The following is a 26,006-nucleotide window of genomic DNA, read 5'->3' on the forward strand; positions in this document are numbered from 1 at the left end:
CCGCGCAATGGAGGGGTGCGGGTGTCGGGCAGATATCGGGCAGATATCGAGCACCGGGGCGATTCAAGGCCGCGCCGCAACCTCGTCGAGATGGTGCAGCAGATCGGCGGGATCGTCGTAGACGCGCAGCGCGCCTGCGCGCTCCAGTTCTTCCGCCCCGTATCCACCCGAGAGCAACCCAACGCCTAGCGCCCGGCAACGGCGTGCCGCGAGCATGTCCCAGATGCTGTCGCCCACCACGACCGTGTGTTCGATCGGCACGTTGAGCCGCGCGGCGGCTGCGATGAAGAGATCCGGGTCGGGCTTCGCGTATTTCACGTCGTCGCGCGTGACCACGGTGTTGAGTGCGGGATCCACGCCGAGCGCTTCCAGATTCACCGCCGCGGTTTCGAGCCGGCCGCTCGTCGCAATGGCCCAGCGCGTGCCGGCTTCGCTCAACGCATCGAGTAGTGCGCGCGCGCCCGGCAGGGGGCGCACCTGGGCACGCAGACGCTTGTAGGCATCGGCATGCAGTTGCCGCAACCGGTCCACGCGCGCGGGGCTGATGTCGCCACCCGTTTCGCGCAGCAGCTGGTTCGTGAACAGACCGCCGCTCATGCCGATCTTGCGGTGAATGCGCCAGACCGACAGTTCGATGCCTTCCTGGTCCAGCGCCTCTTTCCATGCGAGCACGTGTTGATAGACGCTGTCGACGAGCGTGCCGTCGAGATCGAACAGAAACGCGGTTTCAATGCGCATGAAGGGCTCCGGCGAGAGGCGTGCGGCGCCGCGAGACTACGCCCGGCGAGGCCGCCCGAGGGGAAGGAAAAAGCGAGCAGCCAGTGTACCCGCGTTGCCGCGACCGATGCGTGGCAGCCCGCATGGGCCGCGCAATGGCGATTCGCCTGGAGCGCTTGCATGGTTCGCACGCTCGATGACTTCATCCCGCGCTCGCACATTCAGCTATAACGCGCGCGCCGGGTCACGGCAGATGGGAACACCGCTTGCGGGTCGGTGAGCTCCAGGACTAGCAACAGAAGAGGGGCTCATGAAACCGGCTTTGAAACAGATGCTCGTCGTCTCGTCTATCGCATTGATCGCAATGGGCGGCACCGGCTGCAAGCGCGCCGACAACAGCAGCACCGACACCAACAGTTCCGCGGGCGCGAGCGGCACGGCGGCCGCCGGCGGCATGAACAGCGGCATGGGCGCAGCGCCGGCCTCGGCGGCTTCGGGCCTCGCGCCGGCGTCGGGCGCGAGCCAGTAATGGCGCGGTGGTTGGGCGGTGGGTGGGGCGGTGGGTTAGCCCGTGGGTTGGCCGACAGTTGTCGACGGACGGACGCGCAGCGGTAAGAGCCGATGCGAACGCGAGGCCTCGCGCGATGCCCCGTCCGGCTTCGTTCGCGTCGTCCACTCGGGTCGACCACCTTACCCGCCGCGCACGTGATGGTCGGACGCCATGCGGCATTGATCGATTCACGCCATCGCCGGTTAGGCCGCGCGGTTGCGCGCTTCGTCGTGCAGAGCGAAATTGCCGTCCACGCCAACGACGCCGACGACGCGTTCGCTGCCGTCCGGCGCGGCAATCACGGCCGTAGCGGCATCGCGCCCGTTTGTAGCAGTCGTGACGCCAGGGTGGATCGGGAAGGCACCGTGGCTGACGGTGGTGTGAGTGGAGAGAGTGGGGTGGGCGAGGCGAGCGGGCATTTCGGGTTCCTCCGTGGGTAGGACAACACACGCGGATACACCGTCGTGCTTTTATGCTATTGGCGCGGCAAGACAGAGGCGACCCGGCGGACACAGCATGGCGCGAACAGCGTCTCGCGGCCCCGACTGGGTAGCCCCCACAGGGCAGCACCCACCGTGCAGCACGTGCTGCACGGCCGCGTGCCACACACACCACACAGCACAGCACCACCGATTGCGCCGCCATTCCGCCCACCGGCGATCACCTGAAAGACGGACGGCGGGCAGCACGCAGTGGGGAGGCATCATGGAAGACAGATCATTTTCGGGGCCCGACAGCTGGGACGTTCACGCAACCCGTCTCGCCGACGCAGGCAGTGCACCCGGCGTGCCGAAGAGCGCGCACACGCACTACCAGGCGAACGTGTGCGGCGGCGACTTCAAGCACGTGAAGGAGCGTTTCAACGAGTGGAAGCAGCAACCGCTCGTGTTCCAGCACAACCGCCGCATGTTCGAAGGCAAGGACGAAGTGCGCCGCGTATCCGAGCGCGTATTCGGCAACAGCGAAGCAGCGCAGAGCCTGCTGCGCGAGATGTGCGATCCGCACGCGTCGTACGCGCTCGCGGCGCACGTGCAGACCAGCGAGCGCGACCTGTGGCTCGTCATGGCCGCCTACGACGAGTGAGCGCGAGGCGGCGAGGGCATCAAGGCGTCGAACGATACGACACCGCGACGCCGCGACGCCGCGATGCCTCGACGTTGCCACGTTGCCACGCAAAAGCGCGACGCTCGCCGCTACCGATACAACCGCGCCAGGGGCCGCAACGTGGCCTGCATCGCTTCGACCTCGTCGCGTTCGCCGCACGAAGCCTGGGCGCCATAGCGCGTGAGCGCGAGATGCGCAGCCGCCGCCGCGAAAAGCACGGCATCGAGGGGCCCGCGTTCTTCCGCGAGGGCAACGGCGAGGGCGCCGGCAAAGGCGTCGTCGGCGCCTGAGGTATCCACGATCGAGACCGGCTGCGGCGCGACGAACAGCGTGTTGCCGTCGAACACCGCCACGCAGCCGCCATGCGCCCGCCGCACGCAGGCGAGCGCGACGCCGCGTGCGTGCATCACCTGGGCAGCGCGCGCTGCGCTGTTGTCGTCGCTGACGCTCACGCCGCTCATCCGGCTGGCCGCGGTGTCGTCGGGCATGACGGCCGACACGTGCGCCCATAGCTTGCGCACGGCGCGCGTCGATACGCGGTCGCCCGGTACCGGATCGAGCACCACGCGAAGGCCGCGCCGCGCCGCGGCCTGCAGCGCGCAGGTCACCGCAGCCGCAGAGATGTCGCAGCTCACCACGAGCACGTCGTCGGGCGCGAGCGCGTCGATGGCCGTGCGCGCAGCGGTGAGGTCGTCGTCGCTCCAGGCCGCACTTGCGTTGGGGGCGAAGACCTTGTGCTGGCTGCCGTCGGGCATGACGAGATTGGTGGCCACCGCGGTGGCGTGACCGTGCGCCACCCGCACGTGCGAGACGTCCACGTTCGCGCGGCGCAGCGGGCCCAGCGCCTGGTCGGCCAGGTCGTCGTCGCCCACCATGCCGAGCACCTGCGTGCCGAAGCCGAGCAACTGCGCGGCGCGGGCCACGTTCGGACCCGTGCCGCCCGAGAGTCTCGCGAACTCCCGGCCCATCGCCATTTCGCCGTTGTGCGGCAACGCATCCACGCGCACCTGAAAGTCCGCGTTGATGCTGCCGACGCTCATGATCGTTGCCATTGCACCGCGTCTCTCGAGAATGCCGCAGGGGCGGGCCGCCCTTCATGACATGCGGGCTTGGCACTGCGGCGCCCGTATTGCTTCAAGCAACAGCCATGCCGGACGGCGCTCTCGGGCGCGTTGCATCGCATCGTTTTTCTGTCGTGCAGCGGCCGCGCCGAGACAGGGTTCGGGAATTCCTCGGGCAGGTCGTTCACGGCGATTTTTATTGGGATCATTTGGCGGCCCCGGCGGGCGCCGCCTGCAAGCGGTGCGAGGTCTTCGGCGCCTGCCTCGCCGCCGACGCCGCGGCCGAAACCCCCGACGGTCCTTCGGGCACGTCGGTGGGTCGTGTGTTGCGCGCCACGTCGGGGTAGAGCTTCATGAGCGCGCGCAGCACGCCGTTGGTCCAGCCAAAGCCGTCCTGCAACGGGTATTCGCCGCCGCCCGCCGCGCGGTTCGCCACGTCTACGTCGTACTTTTCCACGAGCTTGCCGGTGCGCTGGTAGTACGCAACGTTCGTACGGATCCAGCGCGTGGCGATCGTGCGTGCCAGTTCCGCTTCGCCATAACGGCGCAGCCCCATCACGGCGAGGTATTGCAGCGGCGCCCAGCCGTTCGGCTCGTCCCACTGCTGGCCGGTGTTCACGCGCGTGGTGGCGAGTCCGCCCGGACGCAGCAGCGCAGTCTTCAGCGTTTCGGCGACGCTACGTGCTTCCTCACGCGTCGCGACGCCGGCACAGAGCGGGTACACGGTCGCCGCGCTGAGCCGGTGCGTGAGCGTGCCGCGCGCGAAGTCGTAGTCGCCGAACGCGCGCAATTGCGGGTCCCAGAGCAGACGCCGGATCGCATCGGCGCGAATGCGTGCGTGCTGCTCCATGTTTTCGGCATGCGTGGCATCGCCCTGCACGCGATACGCCTTCGCGAGCGTGCGTTCGAGCAGGTAGAGCAGGCTGTTCAGATCGACGGGCACGAGCGACGTCACCTCGATGCTGGCAAGCGTCTTGCCGTCCGCGAACCAGCGCGAGCTGAAGTCCCAGCCTGTTTCGCCGCCCGCACGCAGGTCGCGCCACAGCGAAGCGGGCTCGCGCCCCTTCACGGCCTGCGCGGTGAGCACGTCTTCGCGATACGACTCGTCGCGCGGCGTATCGCGTTCGTCCCAGTAGCGGTTCAGCAGCGTACCGTCGGCCAGTCGCACGAGATGTCGCGACGCGTGGCCGGGCGAGAGGTTCGCGCTGCCTTCCATCCAGTACGCGTACTCCGCCTTGAGTTCGGGCAGATAGCGCAGGTAGACCGCGTCGCCGTCGCGCTGCGCGACGAGTTCGACCATCTGCGCGAAGAACGGCGGCTGCGAACGGCTCAGGTAGTAGGTGCGGTTGCCGTTTGGAATGTGGCCATAGCGGTCGATCAAGGCGGCGAAGTTGTCGAGTTCGTCGCGCGTGAGATCGTGGCGCCCGCTCGTTTCAAGGCCCAGCATGATGAAGTACGAGTCCCAGTAGTAGATCTCGTCGAAGCGGTCGCCCGGCACGATGTACGGCTTCGGCAGCGGCAGCAGCGACGACCACGCGTTCTTCACCCTGTCGGGATTGCGGCGCAGTACGTTCCAGAGCGTATCGATGTGGCTCGTCACGTCCTGGTTCGGATCGCTCGTCCAGTTCTTCGCCTGCCGCTCCGGCAGCGTGAAATAGCGCGCGACGAACTGCGCGAGCGGGGACGACGCGCCGTTGCCTTTCGCCGCGCTCGATGCAACGACGGCAGCGGCCGCAGCAGCGGCCCCCGACGCACCGGCTGCTTGCGATGCCGCTTCGTCTGGATGCTGGGCCCGGTATTGCGCGAACGCCGCCATGACCTGCTGCGGCGGCACGCTGGGCTCCATGTCCGCGAAGGTCTTGCTGTCGGGAAACACGCGTGCGAGTTCGACTTCGCGGTAGAGGTCGCCGTACAGCTCGGAGGGCGGCACTGGCACGACCGGCGATGGCTGCGCATGCGGATTCGGCGCCTGACCGGCCTTTCCCGCGGACGCCGCCACGGCGTGGGGCAACGGAACGAAGCCATGCGAGAGCCCGGCCGCGTGCGGCGCAAGCGGCCACAGACACGCGAGGCACACCGCTGCGTGGCGCAGGCCGCGCAAGGCCGTGCGCCATGCAGCGATTGCTCGTGGCCGCCAGGTGCGCGCGACGCACAGCGCGCGGCGACGCATGACGGGGGCCGGAGGCGGCGACACGGTCCGTAGGGGTAGTGGAGCATCGGCTACGTGCGGGGCTGCGGCGCGCGGGCCGGGTGCGGCAGTGTGCAAAGGCATCGGAGGCAAAATCGTGGCTCGCAGGCGGCCAGAAGTGCATGCGTGCCGGGCGAACAAAGGGAAAGCGGTGATGCGCAGCAAGTTTCGGTCCGCGCCGAAATACGCTGGAAAGCCGCCGGACACGCTGCATCGCAGCGAAACGGCCGCTTGCGAAAACACGATTCCTCAGAAGAGTGCGCAACTATTGCAAGCGTGCGGGCAAACATTTCAATCCGCGCACAGCGCTTTACGTCTGACTACACCGCATTCGGACTTGCTGGCGGGATGCTTCGCGTTGAGAGGGCCGCTCCGGGCGTTGCGCCGTGTACGGCGCCGCTCGCAGGAACGCACCATGCAGCGCGACGCCGTTGTCGGGCGGCAAGACGTCGGAGCATAAAAGACGGGAAGCAGGATGAGAAGCAGGACGAGAAGCAAGGCGCCGCCCTTCGTCACCACGGAGCCGCGATGAACATTCACGTACAGGCAGGCGAAATGAGAGAGGTGGCCGAGACGCTGGGCCGCTACTTCGAAGCGCGCGCGATCGGTTTTCATATCGACGAACGCCCGGACCACACGCTGCACATCGGCTTTGAAAACGGAGGGCACCGCGCGTCGGTGACGGTTTCCTTCGACGACGGTGCGTACGAAGACTTCACGCAGCGCGACCTGGAAGGCAAGCGGCATGCGTTGAAGCGCATCTCGAACGAGTTCGGCAGCCTCATGGAACAGCGCAGTCCCGGCGCGCTGGCAGGGGACTTCCGGGTCAATCGGCTCGATGGCGGGCAGTAGCGGCGCCGGGTATCGGACTCAGGACCTCGGGGCTTAGTACCTCAGGACTCGGTACCTCGGGGCTCAGTACCTCGCCGCGTTCACGCGTCCTTCGGTGTTGGCGGTGCCCGTTACGTCGTCCAGATTCTGCGGATACGGGTACGTGAGGCCGAGCAGTTGACGCATGGTGGGGCTCGCGCGTTTCACGAACGCTTCTCCCACCATTGCGCGCAGGTCTTCCATCGGCTTCACGAACTTCGGCAGGTACTGGATCAGGATGGCGCTGCGGTCGCGGCTGCTGCGGTTCGGCATGGCGCAGTGCCAGGTGGCGCCGAAGAACAGGATGGCGTCGCCGGGGTCCGCCTCCATGCGCTCGCAGCGTTCGAAGAACCGGTCGTCGGGGCCGGGGTAACGCAGGTCGCGCTGTGTGCCCGGCACGAACGCCGTGGCGCCGGTTTGCGCCGTGAACGGATCGAGCGGAATGGTCACCTGCGCGTTGAGCGGAAAGCTCGCGTTGATGCCCACGGGAAACGTCTGCGGCGCGTGCAGATCCCAATACGGGTAGTCGATGTGCGGTTCCTGGCCGGGGCCGTCGGGCAGGATGCGGTTTGCGGCAATCGATCCCATCACGAAATCCTCACCGAGAAACGCGCGCATGGCGGCAACGATCAGCGGTTGCTCGGCCATCTGCGAAAACACGTCCCCTTTTGCAAGCAGATTCCACACGCGGCGTTGCAGATGCAGCCGCGCCGCCTGCGCGGCCTCGCCCTGAAAGTGCGTGACGGTTTGTGCGCGGGCATCGGAATGGGCCATTACGACGCTGCGCGCTTCGCTCACTTGAGCTGGACTGAAGAGGCCGCGCACGCGGACTGCGCCCGGCCCGTGGAGCAGGGCGTCCACCACGGCTTCGGGCGTGCATTCGGCGGGACTGAAGCTTTGCATGGCGTGTCTCCTGATCGGCCGGTCTTGTGATCGTGTAATTGGCTGCTGCGGGACGACGCGATGTCGTCCATCCGCACGCATCGCGCGCCGCGCGGGCGCACGTATGACCTCAGCATAGACAAGACCGCATCGATGTACAACGGAAATTGCATCATCCAATGAAATGGAATTTTTGTTCCATTTTCGGAATATGCCTTAAAAAGCGCACCTCAAAAACGCGGCTCAAAAAAAGCCGTGAAACCGCACGACATGAATTTCCAACAGACTCCGCGCGAGCGTTCTTCTACATTGGCAGCCATCCGCAACCCGCCGCGTTTCCAGCGCTTGCCGATCGAGTTGATTGTGCCAATCGTGCCGATCTTCGCGTTCGAGACGCGGCCCACACACTGAAGGACGTTCCGTGAACTTCTCATCTCTCATCAACCGTATCGGTTTAGCAGGCAAGGCGCAGACCTCGAATCCGGCGATACGGACGACGCGCGTCTCGTACCACCTCTCGCGCCAGCTTGCATTCGCGGCGACGGCCGGCGTGCTCGCCATGACGAGCGTCTCGGCATGCGCCGCGACGTGGGTGCTGCGCGGCACCGCCGTGGTGGCCGCGCCTGTCATCGTGGCGCCTCCGCCCGTCGTCTACGCGGCGCCGGCACCGGTGGTCACCTACGTTCCGCCGGCGCCGCTGGTGGTGGCGCCGGCTCCCGCGAAGACTGCCTATGGCGTCGCGCCGACCACCGTCTACGTGGCGCCCGCGGTTCGGCCCGCCGTCTGGGTACCGGGCCACTGGGTGGGCGGCGTGTGGATTCCGCCGCACTGGGCCTGAGCGGTACGCGGTGCGCAACTGGCGGTACGCGCATGCACAGCTTGCAGTACGTGGTGCACAGATAGCGGCACGCGACGAACAACTGGCAGTACGCGATGTACAGCTGGCAGTACGCGATGCACGATTGAACCACCGCGTGGACCACTGCGCGCCTCGCCGGCGTCGCCGTCACGGTAGTCGCACCGGCCTCTCCCTGTCTTTCGCCTTCGACGGGAACAGGCCGGCTATTTCAGCGTGAACGAGGGCAGGTGGAACGAGATGCCGATGTCATTTTCATCAGGATGGGCCGTGCGATGCGCGCGGCGTTGGGCGAGTGCGACGCTCGTGGCCGCGTGTCTCGCGTTCGGCGGCTGCGCCTCGGGCATCAGCGGCGTGCAGGCCTATGCCGCGCCCGCACCCGTGCGGCCCGACGTGATCTACGTCTACCCGTTCGACGACGCCACGGCGACCGTCCAGTTCGACAACAGCCTGAGCCGGCAGTTGAAGGCGTCGTTCAGCGGGACGTCCGCGGTGCAGCAGCAATACAACGAGGCGCTCGCGGTGCGCGGCCAGGTGGCGAGCGAACTCGTGCGGCAGTTGCGGGCGAAGGGGCTCGATGCCGTGCTCGCGCCGGTGCCGCCCTCGACGCTTTCGACGCCGCCCGGCAAGAGCGTGCTCGTGATCGAAGGCAGCCTCGACACGCTCGATGCCGGCCGGCGCAGCCGTCGCATGCTGATCGGCTTTGGCGCCGGCAAGAGCGAGGTGGAGGCGTCGGTGCAACTGCTGTATCAGCCGCGAGGCGGCGTGCTGTCGCCGTTGCAGCGCTTCGATGCCACCGCGGACAGCGGCAAGGCGCCGGGCATGGTCGCCATGGGCGGCGTGGGCGCGGCGGCGGGGAGCCTGGCGACGTCGGTGGCGACGAGCGGCGGGCTGCACGCAGTCTCCGAAGCGAAGCACGACACGTTCGAAGCCGAAGCGAAACGGCTGGCCGATTCGATCGCGAAGCAGGTCGTGGCGGCGGTTGGTGTGAAGGGCAAGAACGCGAATGCGGCGCCGGTGGTGCAGGGCACTCAGGCGCAGCCTGTGGCGCAGGCGGACTGAACGCGGGGCGATGCTCATTCGGTTTAGCGCTCAGCGCTTGGGATCAACCGCCCGCATCGTGACGGTCGCCGATACAGGCGCGGCACGATTCGCCATGCGATCGCGCGGGATATACGGATTGCCGCTCAAGGCTCGGGTTTGGGTTCCCACGGCGCGGCGTTGACCGCCGCATCGTTCGTAACGGCCGCCGGTACAGACGCGGCACGATTCGCCGTCCTGCCCGCGCCAGTCGCGGATGGTGGCCACCCCATTTGCTACGCGCCGGGCGAACCCGAGCGCGCCGGGTTTTGCCCACCGCCCGAACCCGGCGCCGTCGCACGCGCACCTGCCTTGCCCGTTGCACGATTGCCGGCGGCATGACCCGGCCGCGCCGTTGCGCCGCGCACTTCGAAGTGCACGGCGTCGACGCTCGTGCCGTTCGCATCCACGAGTTCCAGCACGTGCCGCCCCGGCCACGGCAACCAGGTTACGCGGTCGTCGTGGCCGAGCGGCTTGCCGTCGAGCCGCCACGCGCTGCGCGAGGACGACCCGCTCTCGCGCTCGAAGACGATGCGCTGGCGCGTGGCGGGAATGTCCGGGTCGAGCGCGAAGAGCGTGCCATCCGTGGGCGAGCCGATGCGCGGCGCGCCCTTTCCTGATTGCGCCGATTGCGCCGATTGCACCGATTGCGCTGCATGCACCCCTCGCGCCGCGCCAGCCGACGACGTTCCACGCGCTCCAGCCGGCGCGCCCGCCGCATCCGCTGCAAGTCCCACTACCGGCGTTTGCGTGCCGCTCAGGAACCACTCGTTGCGCGCGGGCTCCACGTTCTGCTCGAACGCGATGCGCGTCTCCACGACGCCCGCGGGCATGCGCGGCGCGTCGCTCGGCACGTGACGGTGCAGGTAGCCGGCCACGGCGGCCCAGATGGGCGCTGCGCCCGTCACGCCGGAGACGTCCCACATCGGTTCGCCGTCCGCATTGCCTACCCACACGCCGATCGTGTAGCGCGAGGTGAAGCCCACCGTCCAGTTGTCGCGCATGTCCTTGCTCGTGCCCGTTTTCACGGCCGAGAAGAAGCGCGTGGCGAGCGGGCTGTCGAAACCGAAGGTGCGGGTGCGTGCGTTGTTGTCCGCGAGCACCGTGGTCACGATGTAGCTCGCGCCCGCGCTGAACACGCGTCGCGGCGTGGCGGGCGCCGTCGCGTACGGCACAGTGGGATGACGCGGCAGGTCATACGTGGGCGACGCCACGCCGCCGTTGGCCAACGCGCGGTACGCGTTGGCGAGCGAAAGCAGCGTGATGTCCGCGCTGCCGAGCGCGAGCGAATAGCCGTAGTAGTCGCCGCTCTGCGTGAGCGGCAGGCCGAGCGCCGTGAGCGTGGTGGCGAAGCGGTGCGGCGTGACCATCACGAGCGTGCGCACGGCGGGCACGTTCAGCGACGACCCGAGCGCCGTGCGCACGCTCACCCAGCCCTTGAAGTCCTTGTCGTAGTTCTGCGGAATGTAGAGTCCGCCGCCCGCGGCGAGGTCGAGCGGCGCGTCGTCGAGCAGCGAGGCCGTGGTGAGCCGTCGTTCGTCGATGGCTTTGGCATAGAGGAAGGGCTTGAGCGTGGAGCCGGCCTGGCGGCTCGCGAGCACCGCATCCACGTCGCGCGCGCCCGAGAGTCCGCCCGACGAACCCACCCACGCCAGCACGTCGCCCGTCGCGTTGTCGAGCACGACCACGGCGCCGTCGTGCACGTTGCGCCGATGCGCCGGCGCATTGAGTTCGACGAGCGTGCGCGTGAGCGTGTCCGAGGCGAAGCGCTGAAGGCGGGCGTCGAGCGTCGTCGTGATGCGTGCGCCGGCCGCCGGACGCGTTTCGGCCGCGATGCGCCGCGCGAAATGCGGCGCGAGCGTGTCGGCTTCGGGCGAAACCGCGAGCACGGCGGGTGCGGGCCGCGCGAACGCGAGCTGCACGAAGCTCGCCAGATTCGCGCAGCGTTCGGGCGCCTTCATGTCGCGCAGAATCCGGCAGGCCCGCGCGCTCACGCGGGCGTAGGGCGCGTTGGGCGCGCGGATCAAGGCAGCGGCCACGGCGGCCTCGCGCTCGTCGAGGCCCGAGGGCGCCTTGCCGAACAGCGTGAGCGAAAGCGCCGAGAGCCCGATCGTCTCGCCGCGAAACGGCACGAGATTCAGATACGCCTCGAGAATCTGGTCCTTGCGCCAGCTGCGTTCGAGCCACAGCGCGCTCACCGCCTGACCCGCCTTCTGCGCGACGGACCGCTGCCCGGAATGCTGGGGATCGTCGCCGAGCAGGCCCGTGAGCTGCATCGTCACGGTGGACGCGCCGCGCGTGCGCGTGTTCCAGAGATTCGCCCAGGCCGCGGCGGCGGCGCCGTGCCAGTCGACGCCGCTGTGCTCGTAAAAGCGCTTGTCTTCGGAAACGACGATCGCTTCGCGCAGCGCCGGCGAGACGTCCGCGAGCGCGACCCAGTCGCCGCGCCGCTCGGTCTTGTCGATGCGCGTGCGTTGCAGCGGCGTGCCGTCGCGTGCGAGCAGCAGCCAGTCCGAGCTGCGCCACTGCGCGCGCACGTCGTTGAACGAGGGCAGGGCGTGCGCGACAGGCGCCGCGATGACGAGCAGCGCGCAGAGAGCGGCGCGGGCAATGCGCCGGGCCATGGCCCGCCCGTCGCCCATCGCGCATTTCCCCTTCACTGCGTCACCGGCCGCACGACCACCGACGCATTCGGCAGCACCCCGAACGTGGAGGGTGCGTAGAGCGCCTCGACGCGCGTGGGCGGCAGTCTGAACGTGCCGACGTTGTTGAGCCGCATGGTGTACTCCACGGAGAATTTCCCCTTCGGCAGGTAATCGTAGTAGGCGCGATAGCCGTCGAAGCTGCGTTCGACGAACGCCGGCCACGCGTCGCCCTGTTGCCGTTCGCCCTGCGTGGCGGCCTCCGAATCGCGGCCGAGGCCGGAACCGAGAAGGGTCGCGCCCGCGGGCACCGGATCGTTGACGACCACCCAGGTCATGTCGGTCTGGGCATCGATGTCGAGGTGCACGCGCACGATGTCGCCGCGCGTGTATGTCCCTCTGGCCATGCCCTTCACCGCGGGGTCCACCGCCGTCACCGTCTTCGTGATGCGATAGCCCGCGGCGAACGGCGCCTTGAGCGCCACCGCCGCGAGGCTTTCGATGGTGGCCCACGGCTTGCCGGTGCCGTCCTGCGTGAGCGTCAACGAAAGCGCGCCGGGCACTGTGGCGGGCGCGCCGCGCACCTCGGCCGGCCACGGCAGCAACACGCTGCGCGTGTTCGCGGTCTTCGTGATCGCGGTGGCGGACGCGAAATTCGCCGCCGCCGATGCCGGCTGGCTCCACGCGATCGTCTTCGTGGTCGCGCCCAGTTGAAGCCGCGTCTGGCCGGTCACGGGCACGCTTTCGAAGGCGCGCGAGAAACGCTGCACGGCGAGCAGACCCCACAGGTTCGCCGTCGTGGTCTGCCACGCGCCGTTCTTCTGCATGCCGAGCAGGCCCGCGACGAGGCGCGGCATCTCGTCCTTCCACGCCGGTGCATCGACGAACGTGAGCGCTGTACGCGCCGCGTTCGTTTCGGTGCCCGTCATGAGCCACCAGAGGTCGTCGCCGTCCGCGGTGGAGAAGGTGAGGCGCGTGCCCTGATATGTAAGGCGGGCGCGGATGATCTGCTCGGCCTGCGCGAGCTTGTCGTCGCGTTGCGGGATGTCCTTCACGCGCGAGAGGACCGCGTAGTAGTCGAGCACCGCGGAGGTGGGCCACTGGTTCGGCGCAACCTCGATCGAATCGAGCATGCTGGCGCGCGCCGCGCCGTGACGCGAGAGCGCCTCGATGGCGGCGAGCTTGCGCAGATCCAGGTCCTTGCGCGGCGCCCAGAACTTGCGCTCCAGACGGCCTTCCACGAAGGCGGCAAGCCCGCTCTCCATCCTGGCGCGCAAGTCATCGGGCAGGGCGAAGCGCGGGTCGAGCTTCGCGGCTTCGTCCGTGACCGAGAGCAGGTACGCCGTGAGCGCGGTGCTGCCCGTGTTGCCGCTGTCGTCCGAGGGCGGGAAGTAGTTCGCCAGCCCATCACGGTCCAGATACACCGGCATGCGCGCCACCACGGCCTGCCACTGCGCCACGTCGTTCAGGCCCAGCGCACGCGAAGTCTGCTGCTCGATGCAACTGTACGGATAGCGCTCGAACCAGCGGCGCACGCCCGGCAGCCCTTCGGAGAGCTTCGGCTGCAACGAGACCGCGATGCCGCCGCGCGGCACGCCGGCCTGCGTGGTGGTCGCATTCGGCGGCGCGGCCACGGGCAGCGAGAACGAGCCGTCCACCTGCGTGAGCGTGGCCTGCTGCACGGTGACGGGCACAGCCGCCGTGACGCGTTGCGTGACCTTCAGCGCATCGCTGGCGTGCGGTCCGCCCTGTTCGGCGGCGGCCACGTTCCAGGCGAGCGCGGCGGGCGACGCTTCGGACAAACCATCCGGCGGCGTGACGGTCCACGCCACTTCGCGCGCGGAGTCGGCGGCAACATCGACCGTTTGCGGCGCGAGCGTGAGGCCTGGCACGTTCGGCGTAACCACCACCTTCATCGCGCGCGCCGTCGTGTTGCGCACGGTGAATTGCGCGCGGAACTGGTCGCCTTCGCGCACGAGCGGCGGCAGGCCCGAGATCAGTTGCAGGTCCTGCGTGCTGCGAATCGAAACGCTGCCCGTGCCGAACGTGCCGTCGCCCACGGCGGCGATGGCGACGATGCGAAAGCTCGTCAACGAATCGTTGAGCGGCACGACGAGCGACGCTTCGCCGTTCGCGTCCAGCGTCACGCGCGGGTTCCAGAGGAGCAGCGTGTCGAACAGTTCGCGCGTGGCGCCGTGTCCGCCGCCACCGCCCGCGGGCACGGCCTTGCGTCCGAAGTGCCGGCGCCCGACGATCTCCATCTGCGCCGTCGACGTCTCCACGCCGTAGGCGCGCCGCTGGAGCATGGCGTCGAGCACGTCCCAGCTGTCGTTCGGCATGAGTTCGAGCAGGGCTTCGTCCACGGCGGCCACCGCGATCTGCGTGCCTGCGGGCGCGGGCTTGCCGCCCGGCATCTGCACGTGCAGCTTGACGTGAGCCTTGCCACGCACGGTGTAGGTCTTCGCATCGGGCGTGACGGTGACGGCCAGGCGATGCGCGGCCGTGCCTACCTTGATCTCCGCAAGGCCATAGCGATACGCGGGTTTGGAGAGGTCCACGAGCGGCGTGGGCGCCTCGTACTGGCGCCCTTCGTACCAGAACGCCCGGGCCCATTCGATGGGCGCCTTCCAGCCCCACGTGAAGAACGAGTACCACGGCACCTCGTGAATGCGCCCTCGCAGCGCGAGCACGGAGACGTACACGTTCGGCCCCCACGCCTCGTTCACCTTGAGGTCGATGGTGGGGTCTTTGCCGTCCAGCTTCACGACGTGCGTTTCGATCACGCCTTCGCGTTCCACGGCAACGAGCGCCGTCGCGAACCGGAACGGCATGCGCACCTGGAAGCGTGCGGTTTCGCCGGGCTCGTAGGCGGTCTTTTCGGGCAGCACGTCGATGCGGTCGGTGTTCTCGCCGCCGAACCAGAGGTCTTCCTCGCGCGTGACCCACACGGAAGTGGTCGCGGTGGACGCATTGCCGTCCCCGTCTTTCGCCGTCACGACAAGGTCGACGTTGCCCGCTTCCTTGAGCTTCGCGTCGCAGGCGAGCAGGCCGTGGTCATCGCTCTTGCCGCTGCACAGCGTGCCGAGGTCTTTCGTTTCGGTGTGGTTGTCGTACGCGTAGAAGCCGCCCACCATGCGTTTGCGCGACGTGATGGTGATGCGCGCGATACCGTGCACGTCGAGCGGCACGCCCGCGCGCGGCTTGCCTTGCAGGTCGAGCGCGAGCGCCTTCACGGGCACCGTGTTGCCCACCGACACCCATTGCCCCGACTTCACGCCCGCCACCACCGCGGCGGGCCACAGCGTGGCGCTGCCGCTGATGGTCTGCACTTCGCCGTTCGGGTCCGCGAAGGTGCTTTCGAGCGCGAGACGCTTCGGCGCATCCACGGCCGGCAGGTTCTTCAGCGTGAGACGGCCTGCGCCGTTGCGGTCCAGCGTGACGGGTTCCTTGTCGGCGATGAGCTTCGAGCCGTCGTCGGTGGATTGCTGCGATGCGCTGTCTTCGTCGTCGCTCGTGTCGGACGACGCGTTGTCGTTGCGCTTCACGTAGGGCGCGAAGCTGTAGTCGGGATACGTGTCCGCGAACGCGGGCGAGGTGCTCTTCATGAGCGCCGAGACCTGCACGGGCAGGCCCGACGCGCCGCCGCCCGAGGTGTACTCGATCTGCAGCGTGAGTGGCGCTTCCTTCGCGGCCACAAGCGGGTGCGCTTTCTCGTCGCGCACGGCGATCGTGCCTTTGAACACGGGCAGACGGAATTCTTCGACGCGGAAGCTGCCCGACGTGTAGCTGTGGCGCACGGCGTCGCCTTCGCCGCTGTCGTTGTTGTTGTCGTTGTTATCGTCGGCGTTGCTCGATGCCTGGTCCGATGCCTCGCCCGATGCGGCGTTCACGTTGCCGTCGTCGAGCGAGACTTCGTACTCGCCCAGCTTGGCCGCGGCCGGAATAACGAAGGTTGAGTCGGCGGTGTGGTCCGCGGCCCATTTGAGCGGCAGGTGCCAGGTCTGGCCGCTGCCCGTATGACGGATCGTGACGCGCGTCGGGTAGGTCTGCGGGAAGGCGAGACCGTGCATGGTTTCCACGCGGATCAGGTGCTTCATCGACACCGTTTCGCCCGCCCGCAGCAGCGTGCGATCGAACACGGTATGGGCGCGCACGGTCTGATCGAGGCTTGTGTCGGTCGGTACGTTGAAGCGCCACGACTCGATGCCGCGGTTCCAGTCCGAGCGCACGAATGCCATGTCGTGGCCCGTCTTCGGGTCGTCGATGCGCGCCGAGACGAAGAAGCCGCCAAAGGCGTCGTTGCCGCATTCGGCGCGTGGCGCGAGCGGCCCGGCGATCATCAGCACGCCCTGCGCATTGGTCTTGCCCGAAGCCACTTCGTCGCCGTTACAGTCGCTCACGTGGACGTCGGCGTTCGGCACGGGCTGGCCCTTGTCGAGCGTCGTCACCCACACCGCGCTGTTTTCGCGGCCCTGCTTGAAGTGCACGCCGAGATTCGTGACGAGCACCGCGGTGCGCACATACATGGGCGCCTGTTTGCCCAGCAGCGACGCACCGAGCGCGGGCGACGCCAGTTCGATCACGTAGAAGCCGGGCTTCGTCACCGGCACGCCCACCACTTCGAACGGACGCAGCGCCTTGGGATCGGCCTTCGGCAGCGAAAGCGTTTCGATGTTGGCGCGGCCCGCGAGCAGCGAGAGCGAGCGCACGTCGATGCGGGGATTCTTCGGGTCGTCCTCGCTGGAGCCGTCCGCTTCGCTGCGCGGCTTCACGATCACGGGATGCGGATTGTGATCGAGCAGATTCGGCATCGCCTCGGCAATTTCCTTGCGCGTCATCGTGTAGTTGTCGAAGCGCTCGACGTTGCGCATCCAGCTGCGAATGTCGCTGTCGGCTTCCACGCGCAGCTTCGAGAACTGCGCGTTGCCGGCGTTAAGGCCGGCAATGTGGATATCCGCCTCGACGTTGCGCAGCGTGACGGGCACGAGCGCGGGCATGTTGGGCTCGGCAAAGCGTTCGATGATACCGAACGTGCCCGACGAGAATTTCGCGAGCGGCGGCAGCGGGCCGGTCGTGGTCTTGAGCGGGAACAGATCGGCATTGGTGAGCGCGCGTCCGCTCGCGTCCTTGAGGCCGACGGGCAGCACGACGCTCAACTGGGCGCGTTCGGGCAATGGCGCCGCGAATTCGACGGTGCTGGTTTGCGGGTCTTTGTCGTCGGGCGAGAACGTCGGCTTGATATCGCCGTCGGGTCCCTTGAGGCGGACGCGTTCGACGTCGCTGCGCGCAATGGGCGCGTTGAACTGCACGCGCACGGGACGCAGCGGCGTGCAGGGCGCCCTGGCGTTTTCGCGTTCGCAACTGAAGCTCGCGGCGAAGGGCTCGCGCACCTTGAAGTCGAAGCGGCGTTCCACGTCGTTGGCAATGCCGCTCGGGCTCGCCACGCCCTTGCCGTAGACCAGTTGCGCCTTCGTGCCCGAAGGCAGGGCCTGCTGGCATTGCAGCGTGAGCACGCGCGCGGCTTCCTTTTGCAGACGGAAGCGCTTCAAAAGCGCCGTGCGCGTGGCGGCGTCCACGTTGGTGACGGGAATGCGGTTGCCGAGTCCGCTCGACTCGCACCATACGTGCTGCTTAACCGAGGCATCCGTTGCCGGTCCGTTGAGCTTCAGCACGAAGGCCTGGTTTTCTTCGATCTCGTCGCCGGAGGGCTCGACGTCCTGCACGAACGGACCGCCTGTCTGAAACGCGTAGTGCCGTGGGCCCGTGAGCGCGTTGCCCGCCGACGACTTCAGCCCGTCCTTCAGGTCCACGGAGCAGGCCACGCCGGGCGGCAGGTCGGCGGAGAAGTCCCAGGCCCAGGTGCGTTCGTCGATCCAGCGCGACTGGCCCGCGCTCGCGGAGGCGTCGTTGCACTTCACGCCGGCCGGTGCCGCGAGGTCGGGCGCGCCGAACGGCACCATCGCTTCGTCGAACTTGACGACGATCTGCCTGACCTGCGCCACGGTGCCTTGCGGCGACACGTGCGTGATGCGCGCCGCATCGGCCCGCCACGTCGTGGCGCCGAGAAGACCCAGCGCCACGATGGTCGCAGCGGTCGCGGTGGCCCAGAAGGCAGGTTGTTTGAGTTTGTTCGTGCCGCGTCGCATGCGTCGCGCTCCCAGGTTTCATTTTTCTTTCGGAATGACGGGCCGATTCTAACTGACGAAAGAGACGTTTCCAGCACGCGTATCGGCGCGTGTCGATGCGCACGCGAAGGCGCCGCGCAAAGCCATTCCGTTGGCCAATTCTTTCCATTGCTTGACGCTCCAGGAAGGCGGCCCGTACACTCGCCCGCGAGTTTGCCGGGGCTCGCTGCAACCCATGCGGCGCCCGCCGTGAGTGTTCCCGTTGTGCCCCCGTTGTGTCGCCGTTGTATTGCCGTCAAGCGCCGCGTACCGCCGCACGCTTATGCCGCCTTGAATTCCAACCGCAGGGAGTTGCCGTGCTCGAACGAGCGTTCCAGTTGTTCAACGATCGACCCGCCACGTCGCGCCGCCGCGTGGCCGGCATCTACGCCTTCCTGCTGGCGTTCAATGTCGCCGCCTGGGGCTGGGCCTTCGCGGCGTTTCACGACAAACCGGTGCTGCTCGGCACCGCACTGCTCGCCTACACGTTCGGCCTGCGCCACGCCGTGGACGCGGACCACATCGCCGCCATCGACAACGTGACGCGCAAGCTTGTCGGCGCACGTCGCAATCCGCTTTGCGTGGGGCTGTTCTTTTCGCTGGGGCATTCCACCGTGGTGGTGCTGATGTCGGTGGCCGTGGCCTGCGCGACCACGCGCATCGCCGCGCAGTTTCCGCAGTTCAGGGCCGTGGGGGGCATGATTTCGACGGTGGTGTCGGCGTCGTTTCTGTTTCTGCTCGCGGCGGCCAATTTCGCGATTCTCAAGTCGGTGTATCGCACGTTTCGCGCGGTGCGGCGCGGCGAGGTGCTGGTGGAGGAGGACCTTGACCTGCTGCTCGCGCAGCGTGGCTTGCTGGCGCGCATCTTCCGGCCGCTCTTCGGGCTCGCGTCGCGCAGCTGGCATCTGTATCCCATCGGATTCTTGTTCGGGCTCGGCTTCGATACCGCCACGGAGGTCGCGCTCTTCGGTATCTCCGCGGCCCAGGCCTCGGACGGTCTGTCGTTCTGGTCGGTCATGGTCATGCCGGTGCTTTTCACGGCGGGCATGTCGCTGGTCGATACGACCGACGGCATCCTCATGACGGGCGCCTATCGCTGGGCGTTCGTGCGGCCTATCCGCAAGCTCTACTACAACCTGACGGTGACGTTCGTTTCGGTGGTGGTGGCGGTGGCGATTGGCGGCGTGGAGGTGCTTGCGCTGGCCGCCGACAAGCTCGCGCTCAAGGGGCCGTTCTGGGACACGCTCGCGCTGGCCTCCGAAAACTTCGGCCTTGTCGGCTACTTCGTGATCGGCCTGTTCGTGCTGTGCTGGCTGGTGTCGGCGCTCGTGTACCGCGTGAAGCGCTACGACGAGATCGAGGTGAAGGTAGCGGGGTGAGCCCGAGCGGGGCGGTCATGCCAGACCTCCGCTCGTGCCGGGTGTTGCCGGGTGTTGCCAGATGTTGCCGGGTGATGCCAGATGAGCGATGCCACATGAGCGACGCCAGATGGGGGACGCCCGGCGAGGGAAATACGGCGGGAAGGCGGCAGCCTACGGCTGTTGCCGGCTTTCGTCGCGCTGCTTGCGCACGGCGTCTTCGAGCATGCGCGTGATGTCCTTGAACGCGTCGCGCAACGCGACGTAAATGTCTTCGTTGCGCTCGTTGTTCGAGACGAGTTCGCGGCCCGGAATCGTGAGGTCGATGCGCACGTTGAACTGCTTGCCCTGGCTCTTGTGCTTCTCCTCCAGGATCAAACTGACGCGGCAGCGCATGATGTCCGGATAGATGCCGTCGAGCTTTTCGGCATGCCGGGTCACGGCGTCTTCCACGGCATCGGAGCGGTCCACGCCCTGAAACGAAATGTCCAAAGGTAGTTTCATTGTTTCGGTCACTCGAAGGTTGTCGTTGCTGGTCGCCGCTCGACCGTCGACGTCAGTCGCAGCGTGCGTGACCAATACGCTAAACGCCGCCGCCGCGGCCGGATTGATGTGCGTCAATTCCTCGAAGAACCGTGCCGATAGGTTTACGGAAAGGGTGGTCCGGGCGGTTGTCCGCGGTCGTGGCTGCGTTGCCGGTCCGGACGCAATGATCGGGATCACATGGGCGAGCCACCCCGGCAGCCTGTTTGCATGACGATGACGACGCGCACCACAGCGCGCGTGACAACGAGGAGCGAATCATGACCGCATTGGACCCACGCCAGATCGACACCCTGCGCGCGTTGCTGGTGGAGCGCGAGCGAACGGTTCGCGCGGATATCGGGTCGCGCGAGGCGCATCGCGCGGACGAACCCTACGCGGACATGGCCGGCAGCGCGCCCGACGAGGGCGACGAGTCCTCAGCGGATCTGTTCGCCGACATCGACCACGCGGTGATCGACCTGCATCTGGCGGAGCTTCGCGAAATCAAGGCGGCGCTGGCGCGCATGGACGACGGCAGCTATGGCACGTGCAGCGGCTGTGGCGAGCCGGTGGGTGAGGAGCGGCTTCTTGCTTGCCCGACAGCCACGCGATGCGCGCACTGCCAGGCCGTGCACGAAAAGACCTTCGGGCCGCAGGTGACGCGCGGTTTTTGAGACCGGCTTTTGAGACCGGCCGGTGAGCCGACCTGGTGAAGCGAACGTTTGAACCAACACGGCGACCGCCCGGTGCTCGATGCGCCGACACATCACCTTTCGCGTGGGGGCGTTGCGAAGCGGGCAATCGAAGTTGGCATCGAGCGGCCTGCCGGAATGAACGCATGGACGAAGAAACCATGGACGAAGAAACTACACGGCCTGCGTTGCAGGGCCCCACGATAGGGGCGGGCCGCCCAGACGCCACAGCGCCCGCGCAGCCCGCCGCCATGCTGCCACGTTGCTACTGACCGCTCTGGTTCGGGCTATTCATATCGTTGCTCTCGCCGCCATAGTTGTCGCTGTTCGAGCGGCCCATGCGGGAATGGTTCGATGGTGTGGCTCCGGTTCCCGTGCCCATGCCGCCGCCCGTGCCGGTCACGCCCGGCGAGCCGTAGCCGCTGTCGGTCGGGCTGGTGCCTGAGCGGCCCATCGTCCCCACACCCGGCGACGTGCCCGGTGTAGCCACACCGCCCGCACCGCCGGTCGTGCCGCCGCCCGCGCCCACCCCTGCGCTGCCGCCTGATCCACCGCCACCCGCGCCCGCGCTGCCGGCACCGCCTGCACCACCTGCGCCGGCACCGCCGCCCGCCTGGGCGAATGCGCCGCCCGCGAACGTGGCCACCGCGATCGATACGAGCATTCTCTTCACTGAAGTCTTCATGATCGAATTCCTCCCGAAAGTCGTAGACGAATTGCGCGTCCCAATCGAGGACATGCATGCAGAGAGTCCGCAAGGCCCGTGCCGCGACGAAGTGGCCGGGCGCTGCGCGGCGGGGCTGCAGGCTTGTGCGAGGCCGCTTGAAAGAGGCGCGCGAGCAATAGAGGAATCGACACGGGGGACGTTCGAAGCTAACGGGGTACGGACCGGTCTCCCCGCCGCGATCTGTTCCGATCACCGATCGTCGATGGCGTGGCGCAACGCCTCCGCCTATGCCGCGCTGTCCGCCTGTTCGCCGCGCGACCGCTGCAGGGCGTGGAGCGCTTGGAGCGCTCGCGTGCGTGCATGCTGATGATCGACCATCGGCCCCGGATAGCTCTCGCCGAGCCGCACCGACGCCGCCTCTAGTTGCGCCCGCTGCGCGAGCCACGGTGCCTGGATCGATGCATCGGGTAACCGCGCCAGTTCCGGCACCCAGCGCCGCACGTAGTCGCCTTCGGGATCGAACTTCTGCCCCTGCAGGACGGGATTGAAAATCCGGAAGTACGGCGCGGCGTCGGCGCCGGTGCCCGCGACCCATTGCCAGCTCGCGGGGTTGCTGGCTTCGTCGGCGTCCACGAGCGTGTCCCAGAACCAGGCTTCGCCCGCCCGCCAGTCCATGAGCAGGTGCTTGACGAGAAACGACGCGGCCACCATGCGCACGCGGTTGTGCATCCAGCCCGTGTGCCACAGCTCACGCATGCCGGCATCGACGAGCGGATAGCCGGTCGTGCCGCGCTGCCAGGCGTCCAGCGATTCAGGGTCGTCGCGCCACGGCATGGCATCGAACTGACGCCGGAAGTTCACGCGATTGAGCGGCGCGAAATGGTAGAGCAGGTGGTACGAAAACTCGCGCCAGCCCAGCTCGTCGAGAAACTTGTCGACGCTTGCCGCAATAGGGCCGGCGCGACTGGCCTCCAGCGCCGCGTACCACACCTGCCGCACCGAGAGATTGCCGAAGCGAAGATACGGCGACAGCCGGCTCGTGGCCTGCGCGCCCGGCGTGTCGCGGCCGATGGCGTAACCGGCGAGCGTGTCGGCGAGAAATTGCTGGAGCCGGCGCTGTCCTGCTTCTTCGCCGCATTGCCAGGTGTCGCGCAATCCGCCCGCCCAGTCGGGCGCGCACGGCTGAAGTTTCAGGTCCGGGAGCGCCTTCACGCGCGAGGTGACGTGCTCCGGCACGCGAAAGAACTCGATACGCCCGGGGGCTGGGCGGGGCAACTCCGGCGCATAGTCGTGCCGCGCCGCGCGCCAGTACGCCCCGAATACCTGGAACGGCTGACCGCCGCGGGTGGTGACGGTCCATGGCTCGCGCAGCAGGTGTCCGTTGAAGGTGAACACCTCGATGCCGCGCGCTTTCAGCGCCGACTTGACGGCGGCGTCCGTCTTTCGCTGCGCGGCTGAATAGCGGCGGTTCCAGCACACCTTGGCCGCGCCGGTCTGCGCGACGAACGTTTCGATGACCTCCTGTTCGGGGCCGTACAGCACGGTCAGTCCGCCACCGCGCGCTGCCAGCGCGGCATCGAGTTCGCGCAGCGATTCGTGCAGCCACCAGCGCACGGCGCCGCCTGGCGCACGCGCATCCTGCGGCTCAGGATCGTAGACATAGACGCAGACAACGGGGTGGCCGCTCGCCGCGGCGTATTCCAGCGCGGGATGGTCCGCGAGACGCTGATCGTCGCGAAACCAGACGACAACGGGCGGTTGCGAAGGGCGAGGCGAGCGGGACGGCATCGGCGGGTGAGGAGGTGAAGATGTGTGACAGTTTATCCGATTGCGTGACGAGTATCGGGTATATCAATAGGAGTGAATCGGAAGATACTCGATATAGTCTTGTAATGTCACGAGAATGCGTTTCAAAGGAGGTTCGTGCGCTATCATCCCTTTCCACGGGCATGAAGCTCACCCACGTCCTTAACGAATCAGGAGACCGCGCATGAAGACAAAGGCCAAGCCGGCGGCGGCCACATCCCGTAGCAATAAGGAACGCGTGAGCCCAACGGAAAGCGGGCACCGCTACCGCAGCGGCGAAGCGGCGCGGCTTGCGAACATGCCGCCTACGACGCTGCGCATGTGGGAACGGCGCTACGGCGTGATCGGTCCGTTGAAGAGCGAGTCGGGGCAGCGTCTGTATTCGGAGGACGACGTGCGCCGGCTCGTGCTGCTGAAGGCGCTCGTGCGGCAAGGGCATGCCATCGGTTCGGTGGCGCGCCTCGCTCGCAATCAGCTGGAAGCGCTCTTGCAGACGCGGCCGGGCGGCGCCGTGGCGTCCGCTCAGGCTGTGCACGACGAGTCGGGACAGCGCGTGCGCATTGCAACGGTAGGCGCTGCGGTCTCGCGTCGGCTGCGGGCCGCGCTCGAACAGACGCAGCGCGCCGACGCCGTGGAACGGCTCGACTTCTCAGACCTGACCGAGGTCGGCGCGGCCGCGGGAAAGGGTGCGTCGGCGGATGCACTCGTCATCGACGTGCTTTCGCTCACCCGCGAACTGGCTGCACAAGTGCTGGAGATGCGCGACCGCCTGCATGCGCGGATGGCTGCCGTCAGCTACGCATACGGCAACGCGCAGGCGACTGAAACGCTGCGCATGGGCGGCGTGCGGTTGTACCGCGCACCGATGAGTGCCGTGGAAATGCGCCAGCTCGCGGGCGACCTCTACGCGGGCGGCAAGGGCGAAGCGCCCCTGGGTCTGGAGAGCAACGGCGTGCGTGCGCCGCGCCGTTTCGATGACGAAACGCTGGAACGCGTGATGGCTCAGTCGTCGGTGGTGCGCTGCGAATGTCCGCAGCACCTGGGCGAACTGATCATGCGTCTGGACGCCTTCGAGCGCTATAGCGACGACTGCACCTCGCGATCGGTGGACGACGCTGTGCTGCATCGGCACCTGGGCAACGTGGCGAACCAGGCGAGAGTCATGCTCGAAGCCGCGCTCGAGCGGGTCGTGGCTGCCGAGGAAACACGAGGCGGACCGCAGGCGTCATGAGTCGTACTCGCCTGCAAGCGCATCGGCATTGCGCTGCAGCCCCTTGAAAATGGTCTCGGCCACGCGCGGCGGGAAGCCTGACGGTAACGCCGCGCCCACTTCGGCGATGACCGCCGGTGTTCTCTCGATAATCGGCGCGATGAGCGACGCCGCGTTCTCGCCGTAGAAGCAGCGCCGGGCCATCTCGTCCAGATGTGCGCGGCGGATCTCCTGCATGCGGTAGCGGGGGTGATTGCCGGGAACGGCCATGGCGAGGCGCGCCTTGTACCAGGACCACTGGCTGCCGCCGTCGCCTTCGACCGGCCAGATCGACATCACGTCGTAGAGCGGCGTGAGCGCGAAGGCGCCGCGCGCCAGCAGGTGGAGGCTGAAATTCTTCGCGTGACCGTCCGGTGCGGCCAGCATCCAGAACAGAATCTGCGCGCCAAGCAGCGTTTCGATGTCCTTCAGCCCATTCGCGGACTGCCGAAGCCGGTCGGCAATCTGCACGAGTCCCGGCCCGCCGTCGCGCTGGTATTTCAGATGAGGCGGCAGGCCCAGCGCCTGGCAGAAATCCTCCTGCGGAAGACGCAGCAACGTCTTGCCGTCCGGCGTGAAGCGCCGGTCGAAGCGCGCCACGGCGAGCACCTTCTGGCTGCCGAACTGAAGCATCTCCGTGGATGCAACGGGCAGCCCGTAGGCGCCCAGAATGCGCATGCAGAGCCACTCGTTTTCAACCGATGCCTGCATGTCCACCTTGCGGCCGCCAATCAGCCCGAGCGGCAGCTTGAAGATATGAGTGGTGGGCGTAGCGCCGTGCGGGAGCATCCATTTGCCCTCGTAGCGCAGAAAGGCCGTCTTCTCCTGTGCGCCGGCAAGCGAAATGCGGAAGTCGTCCGGGTCCTGATCCGCCGTTGCGCGGCCGGGGTTGGGCGATACCGTGTCGAGCAGGTGACGCTCGATGGCGGCCTCGTCCACCACGCGCCCGCTGACGGTGTCCCAACCGTCGGATGTCGCGTTCGCGGGAAGAATCTGCAACGCGCCGATACAGTCGCGGCCGATGGCCTCCAGCAGGTCGAACGCGTCGAGCGACGGCGTCTTGAAGCGCGCGCCGATGCGCTGGCGAATGGCTTCGTTGTCCGGCAGCAGATTCTCGAAGAAGTTGCGCACGCGGTCGCCGCGCAGCGGCGTGGTGTCGACGCCGAACGGCAGCGAGAGCGAGAGCGGACGGCCGAGCGGCGAGGACATCCAGCCGGCGTCGTACTGGAACTCCATGGCGCCGCTGGCCGGGTTGCGCCATTCGCCGATGCGCGCGCCGTTGGCCCAGACCGAGAGTGCGCGGGTATGGGTAGGACGGCCCATGGTCACCACGCCGTCGCGCCTGGCTCGCCGCGGCTCGCCACTTCGAGCTGGAGGTCGTAGAGCGCGGTCATGGCGAGCAGTTGCGCGACGGTGACGGTGGCCGCCCCCTTCTCGAGTTCGGACACGCGGTTCTGGCTGAGCCCGAGCCGAATGCCGGCCTGAGCCTGCGAGAGCCCCTTCGCCCGCCGCGCGCTGCGCAGGATCTGCCCGACTTGCTCTGGTGTGGTGATGAGTTGCCGCATGGGAGGAAATATCGCTAATGTCGATAAACG

The 26,006-nt window shown here is 67.6% G+C and carries 21 protein-coding genes; 9 read left to right on the plus strand and 12 right to left on the minus strand.

Annotated elements, in window-relative coordinates; genetic code table 11:
- Positions 1–63: 63 nt before the first annotated feature.
- Entirely contained in the window at positions 64–738 is a 675-nt protein-coding gene (locus tag PKKP23_RS30225) for an HAD family hydrolase (protein WP_017776069.1), read from the minus strand.
- A 289-nt stretch (positions 739–1,027) separates the two neighbouring features.
- Here PKKP23_RS30225 and PKKP23_RS30230 point away from each other — a divergent pair, with 289 nt between their 5' ends.
- A complete protein-coding gene (locus PKKP23_RS30230) occupies positions 1,028–1,246 on the plus strand; it encodes a hypothetical protein (protein ID WP_233411619.1) in 219 nt (72 codons plus the stop codon).
- A 224-nt stretch (positions 1,247–1,470) separates the two neighbouring features.
- Here PKKP23_RS30230 and PKKP23_RS30235 read toward each other — a convergent pair whose 3' ends face one another.
- The gene (locus PKKP23_RS30235) at positions 1,471–1,686 is read right to left on the minus strand and encodes a hypothetical protein (protein ID WP_126879594.1); all 216 of its coding nucleotides are present in this window, start codon (positions 1,684–1,686) and stop codon (positions 1,471–1,473) included.
- Positions 1,687–1,972: 286 nt separating this feature from the next.
- Between PKKP23_RS30235 and PKKP23_RS30240 the strand changes: the two genes are divergently transcribed.
- Entirely contained in the window at positions 1,973–2,350 is a 378-nt protein-coding gene (locus PKKP23_RS30240; protein ID WP_126879595.1) for a hypothetical protein, read from the plus strand.
- A 110-nt stretch (positions 2,351–2,460) separates the two neighbouring features.
- Here the strand turns inward: PKKP23_RS30240 and PKKP23_RS30245 are convergent, their stop codons facing one another.
- Together PKKP23_RS30245 and treF are read right to left on the minus strand one after the other, a co-directional pair.
- Positions 2,461–3,411, minus strand: a complete 951-nt coding sequence (locus tag PKKP23_RS30245; protein WP_161978167.1) for a PfkB family carbohydrate kinase — start codon at positions 3,409–3,411, stop codon at positions 2,461–2,463.
- A gap of 226 nt (positions 3,412–3,637) precedes the next feature.
- A complete protein-coding gene (treF, locus tag PKKP23_RS30250; protein ID WP_126879597.1) occupies positions 3,638–5,602 on the minus strand; it encodes an alpha,alpha-trehalase TreF in 1,965 nt (654 codons plus the stop codon).
- Positions 5,603–6,148: 546 nt separating this feature from the next.
- Here treF and PKKP23_RS30255 point away from each other — a divergent pair.
- Entirely contained in the window at positions 6,149–6,472 is a 324-nt protein-coding gene (locus PKKP23_RS30255) for a hypothetical protein (RefSeq protein WP_126879598.1), read from the plus strand.
- A 63-nt stretch (positions 6,473–6,535) separates the two neighbouring features.
- On the opposite strand, the gene PKKP23_RS30260 is transcribed toward PKKP23_RS30255, so the two are convergent.
- The gene (locus tag PKKP23_RS30260; protein ID WP_126879599.1) at positions 6,536–7,393 is read right to left on the minus strand and encodes a phytanoyl-CoA dioxygenase family protein; all 858 of its coding nucleotides are present in this window, start codon (positions 7,391–7,393) and stop codon (positions 6,536–6,538) included.
- A 234-nt stretch (positions 7,394–7,627) separates the two neighbouring features.
- Here PKKP23_RS30260 and PKKP23_RS33850 point away from each other — a divergent pair, with 234 nt between their 5' ends.
- The 3 genes from PKKP23_RS33850 (at position 7,628) to PKKP23_RS30270 (ending at position 9,290) form a co-directional block, all read left to right on the plus strand.
- Positions 7,628–7,783: a hypothetical protein gene (locus tag PKKP23_RS33850; protein ID WP_161978168.1), complete on the plus strand. Its 156-nt coding sequence runs from the start codon at positions 7,628–7,630 to the stop codon at positions 7,781–7,783.
- 10 nt (positions 7,784–7,793) lie between these two features.
- Positions 7,794–8,210: a hypothetical protein gene (locus PKKP23_RS35010; RefSeq protein ID WP_420873258.1), complete on the plus strand. Its 417-nt coding sequence runs from the start codon at positions 7,794–7,796 to the stop codon at positions 8,208–8,210.
- A 264-nt stretch (positions 8,211–8,474) separates the two neighbouring features.
- The gene (locus PKKP23_RS30270) at positions 8,475–9,290 is read left to right on the plus strand and encodes a DUF4410 domain-containing protein (protein ID WP_126879600.1); all 816 of its coding nucleotides are present in this window, start codon (positions 8,475–8,477) and stop codon (positions 9,288–9,290) included.
- Between the two features lie 254 nt (positions 9,291–9,544).
- On the opposite strand, the gene pbpC is transcribed toward PKKP23_RS30270, so the two are convergent.
- Positions 9,545–11,932, minus strand: coding sequence for a penicillin-binding protein 1C (gene pbpC / locus PKKP23_RS30275; protein WP_240659198.1), 2,388 nt, complete (start codon positions 11,930–11,932; stop codon positions 9,545–9,547).
- 32 nt (positions 11,933–11,964) lie between these two features.
- Positions 11,965–18,096 (minus strand): Ig-like domain-containing alpha-2-macroglobulin family protein, encoded by a 6,132-nt coding sequence (locus PKKP23_RS30280; protein ID WP_126879602.1) that lies wholly within the window; start codon positions 18,094–18,096, stop codon positions 11,965–11,967.
- 335 nt (positions 18,097–18,431) lie between these two features.
- On the opposite strand from PKKP23_RS30280, the gene PKKP23_RS30285 reads away from it, so the two are divergent.
- Positions 18,432–19,493, plus strand: a complete 1,062-nt coding sequence (locus PKKP23_RS30285; protein ID WP_126879603.1) for a HoxN/HupN/NixA family nickel/cobalt transporter — start codon at positions 18,432–18,434, stop codon at positions 19,491–19,493.
- 153 nt (positions 19,494–19,646) lie between these two features.
- Here the strand turns inward: PKKP23_RS30285 and PKKP23_RS30290 are convergent, their stop codons facing one another.
- Positions 19,647–19,976: an HPF/RaiA family ribosome-associated protein gene (locus tag PKKP23_RS30290; RefSeq protein ID WP_026121713.1), complete on the minus strand. Its 330-nt coding sequence runs from the start codon at positions 19,974–19,976 to the stop codon at positions 19,647–19,649.
- A 299-nt stretch (positions 19,977–20,275) separates the two neighbouring features.
- Between PKKP23_RS30290 and PKKP23_RS30295 the strand changes: the two genes are divergently transcribed.
- Positions 20,276–20,671, plus strand: coding sequence for a TraR/DksA family transcriptional regulator (locus tag PKKP23_RS30295; RefSeq protein WP_161978169.1), 396 nt, complete (start codon positions 20,276–20,278; stop codon positions 20,669–20,671).
- 283 nt (positions 20,672–20,954) lie between these two features.
- Here PKKP23_RS30295 and PKKP23_RS30300 read toward each other — a convergent pair whose 3' ends face one another.
- On the minus strand, positions 20,955–21,374 hold the full coding sequence (locus PKKP23_RS30300) for a hypothetical protein (RefSeq protein ID WP_240659199.1): 420 nt from the start codon (positions 21,372–21,374) through the stop codon (positions 20,955–20,957).
- 267 nt (positions 21,375–21,641) lie between these two features.
- Entirely contained in the window at positions 21,642–23,144 is a 1,503-nt protein-coding gene (locus tag PKKP23_RS30305; RefSeq protein ID WP_126879604.1) for a cryptochrome/photolyase family protein, read from the minus strand.
- Positions 23,145–23,346: 202 nt separating this feature from the next.
- Here PKKP23_RS30305 and PKKP23_RS30310 point away from each other — a divergent pair, with 202 nt between their 5' ends.
- Entirely contained in the window at positions 23,347–24,393 is a 1,047-nt protein-coding gene (locus PKKP23_RS30310) for a MerR family transcriptional regulator (protein ID WP_126879605.1), read from the plus strand.
- On the opposite strand, the gene PKKP23_RS30315 is transcribed toward PKKP23_RS30310, so the two are convergent.
- Both PKKP23_RS30315 and PKKP23_RS30320 read right to left on the minus strand, forming a co-directional pair.
- A complete protein-coding gene (locus tag PKKP23_RS30315) occupies positions 24,388–25,734 on the minus strand; it encodes a type II toxin-antitoxin system HipA family toxin (RefSeq protein ID WP_126879606.1) in 1,347 nt (448 codons plus the stop codon). The genes PKKP23_RS30310 and PKKP23_RS30315 overlap by 6 nt on opposite strands.
- Before the next feature lie 2 nt (positions 25,735–25,736).
- Positions 25,737–25,976, minus strand: coding sequence for a helix-turn-helix domain-containing protein (locus PKKP23_RS30320; protein ID WP_017776088.1), 240 nt, complete (start codon positions 25,974–25,976; stop codon positions 25,737–25,739).
- Between the last annotated feature and the right edge of the window lie 30 nt (positions 25,977–26,006).

This window comes from Paraburkholderia kururiensis JCM 10599 = LMG 19447 (assembly GCF_003986935.1).
In the GTDB taxonomy this organism is placed as follows: Bacteria; Pseudomonadota; Gammaproteobacteria; order Burkholderiales; family Burkholderiaceae; genus Paraburkholderia; species Paraburkholderia kururiensis.

Coding starts and splice junctions, on each gene's coding strand:
- PKKP23_RS30225 (WP_017776069.1), bottom strand. CDS start 738: ATGCGCATTGAAACCGCGTTTCTGTTCGATCTCGACGGCACGCTCGTC.
- PKKP23_RS30230 (WP_233411619.1), top strand. CDS start 1,028: ATGAAACCGGCTTTGAAACAGATGCTCGTCGTCTCGTCTATCGCATTG.
- PKKP23_RS30235 (WP_126879594.1), bottom strand. CDS start 1,686: ATGCCCGCTCGCCTCGCCCACCCCACTCTCTCCACTCACACCACCGTC.
- PKKP23_RS30240 (WP_126879595.1), top strand. CDS start 1,973: ATGGAAGACAGATCATTTTCGGGGCCCGACAGCTGGGACGTTCACGCA.
- PKKP23_RS30245 (WP_161978167.1), bottom strand. CDS start 3,411: ATGAGCGTCGGCAGCATCAACGCGGACTTTCAGGTGCGCGTGGATGCG.
- treF (WP_126879597.1), bottom strand. CDS start 5,602: ATGCGTCGCCGCGCGCTGTGCGTCGCGCGCACCTGGCGGCCACGAGCA.
- PKKP23_RS30255 (WP_126879598.1), top strand. CDS start 6,149: ATGAACATTCACGTACAGGCAGGCGAAATGAGAGAGGTGGCCGAGACG.
- PKKP23_RS30260 (WP_126879599.1), bottom strand. CDS start 7,393: ATGCAAAGCTTCAGTCCCGCCGAATGCACGCCCGAAGCCGTGGTGGAC.
- PKKP23_RS30270 (WP_126879600.1), top strand. CDS start 8,475: ATGTCATTTTCATCAGGATGGGCCGTGCGATGCGCGCGGCGTTGGGCG.
- pbpC (WP_240659198.1), bottom strand. CDS start 11,932: ATGGCCCGGCGCATTGCCCGCGCCGCTCTCTGCGCGCTGCTCGTCATC.
- PKKP23_RS30280 (WP_126879602.1), bottom strand. CDS start 18,096: ATGCGACGCGGCACGAACAAACTCAAACAACCTGCCTTCTGGGCCACC.
- PKKP23_RS30290 (WP_026121713.1), bottom strand. CDS start 19,976: ATGAAACTACCTTTGGACATTTCGTTTCAGGGCGTGGACCGCTCCGAT.
- PKKP23_RS30295 (WP_161978169.1), top strand. CDS start 20,276: ATGACCGCATTGGACCCACGCCAGATCGACACCCTGCGCGCGTTGCTG.
- PKKP23_RS30300 (WP_240659199.1), bottom strand. CDS start 21,374: ATGAAGACTTCAGTGAAGAGAATGCTCGTATCGATCGCGGTGGCCACG.
- PKKP23_RS30305 (WP_126879604.1), bottom strand. CDS start 23,144: ATGCCGTCCCGCTCGCCTCGCCCTTCGCAACCGCCCGTTGTCGTCTGG.
- PKKP23_RS30310 (WP_126879605.1), top strand. CDS start 23,347: ATGAAGACAAAGGCCAAGCCGGCGGCGGCCACATCCCGTAGCAATAAG.
- PKKP23_RS30315 (WP_126879606.1), bottom strand. CDS start 25,734: ATGGGCCGTCCTACCCATACCCGCGCACTCTCGGTCTGGGCCAACGGC.
- PKKP23_RS30320 (WP_017776088.1), bottom strand. CDS start 25,976: ATGCGGCAACTCATCACCACACCAGAGCAAGTCGGGCAGATCCTGCGC.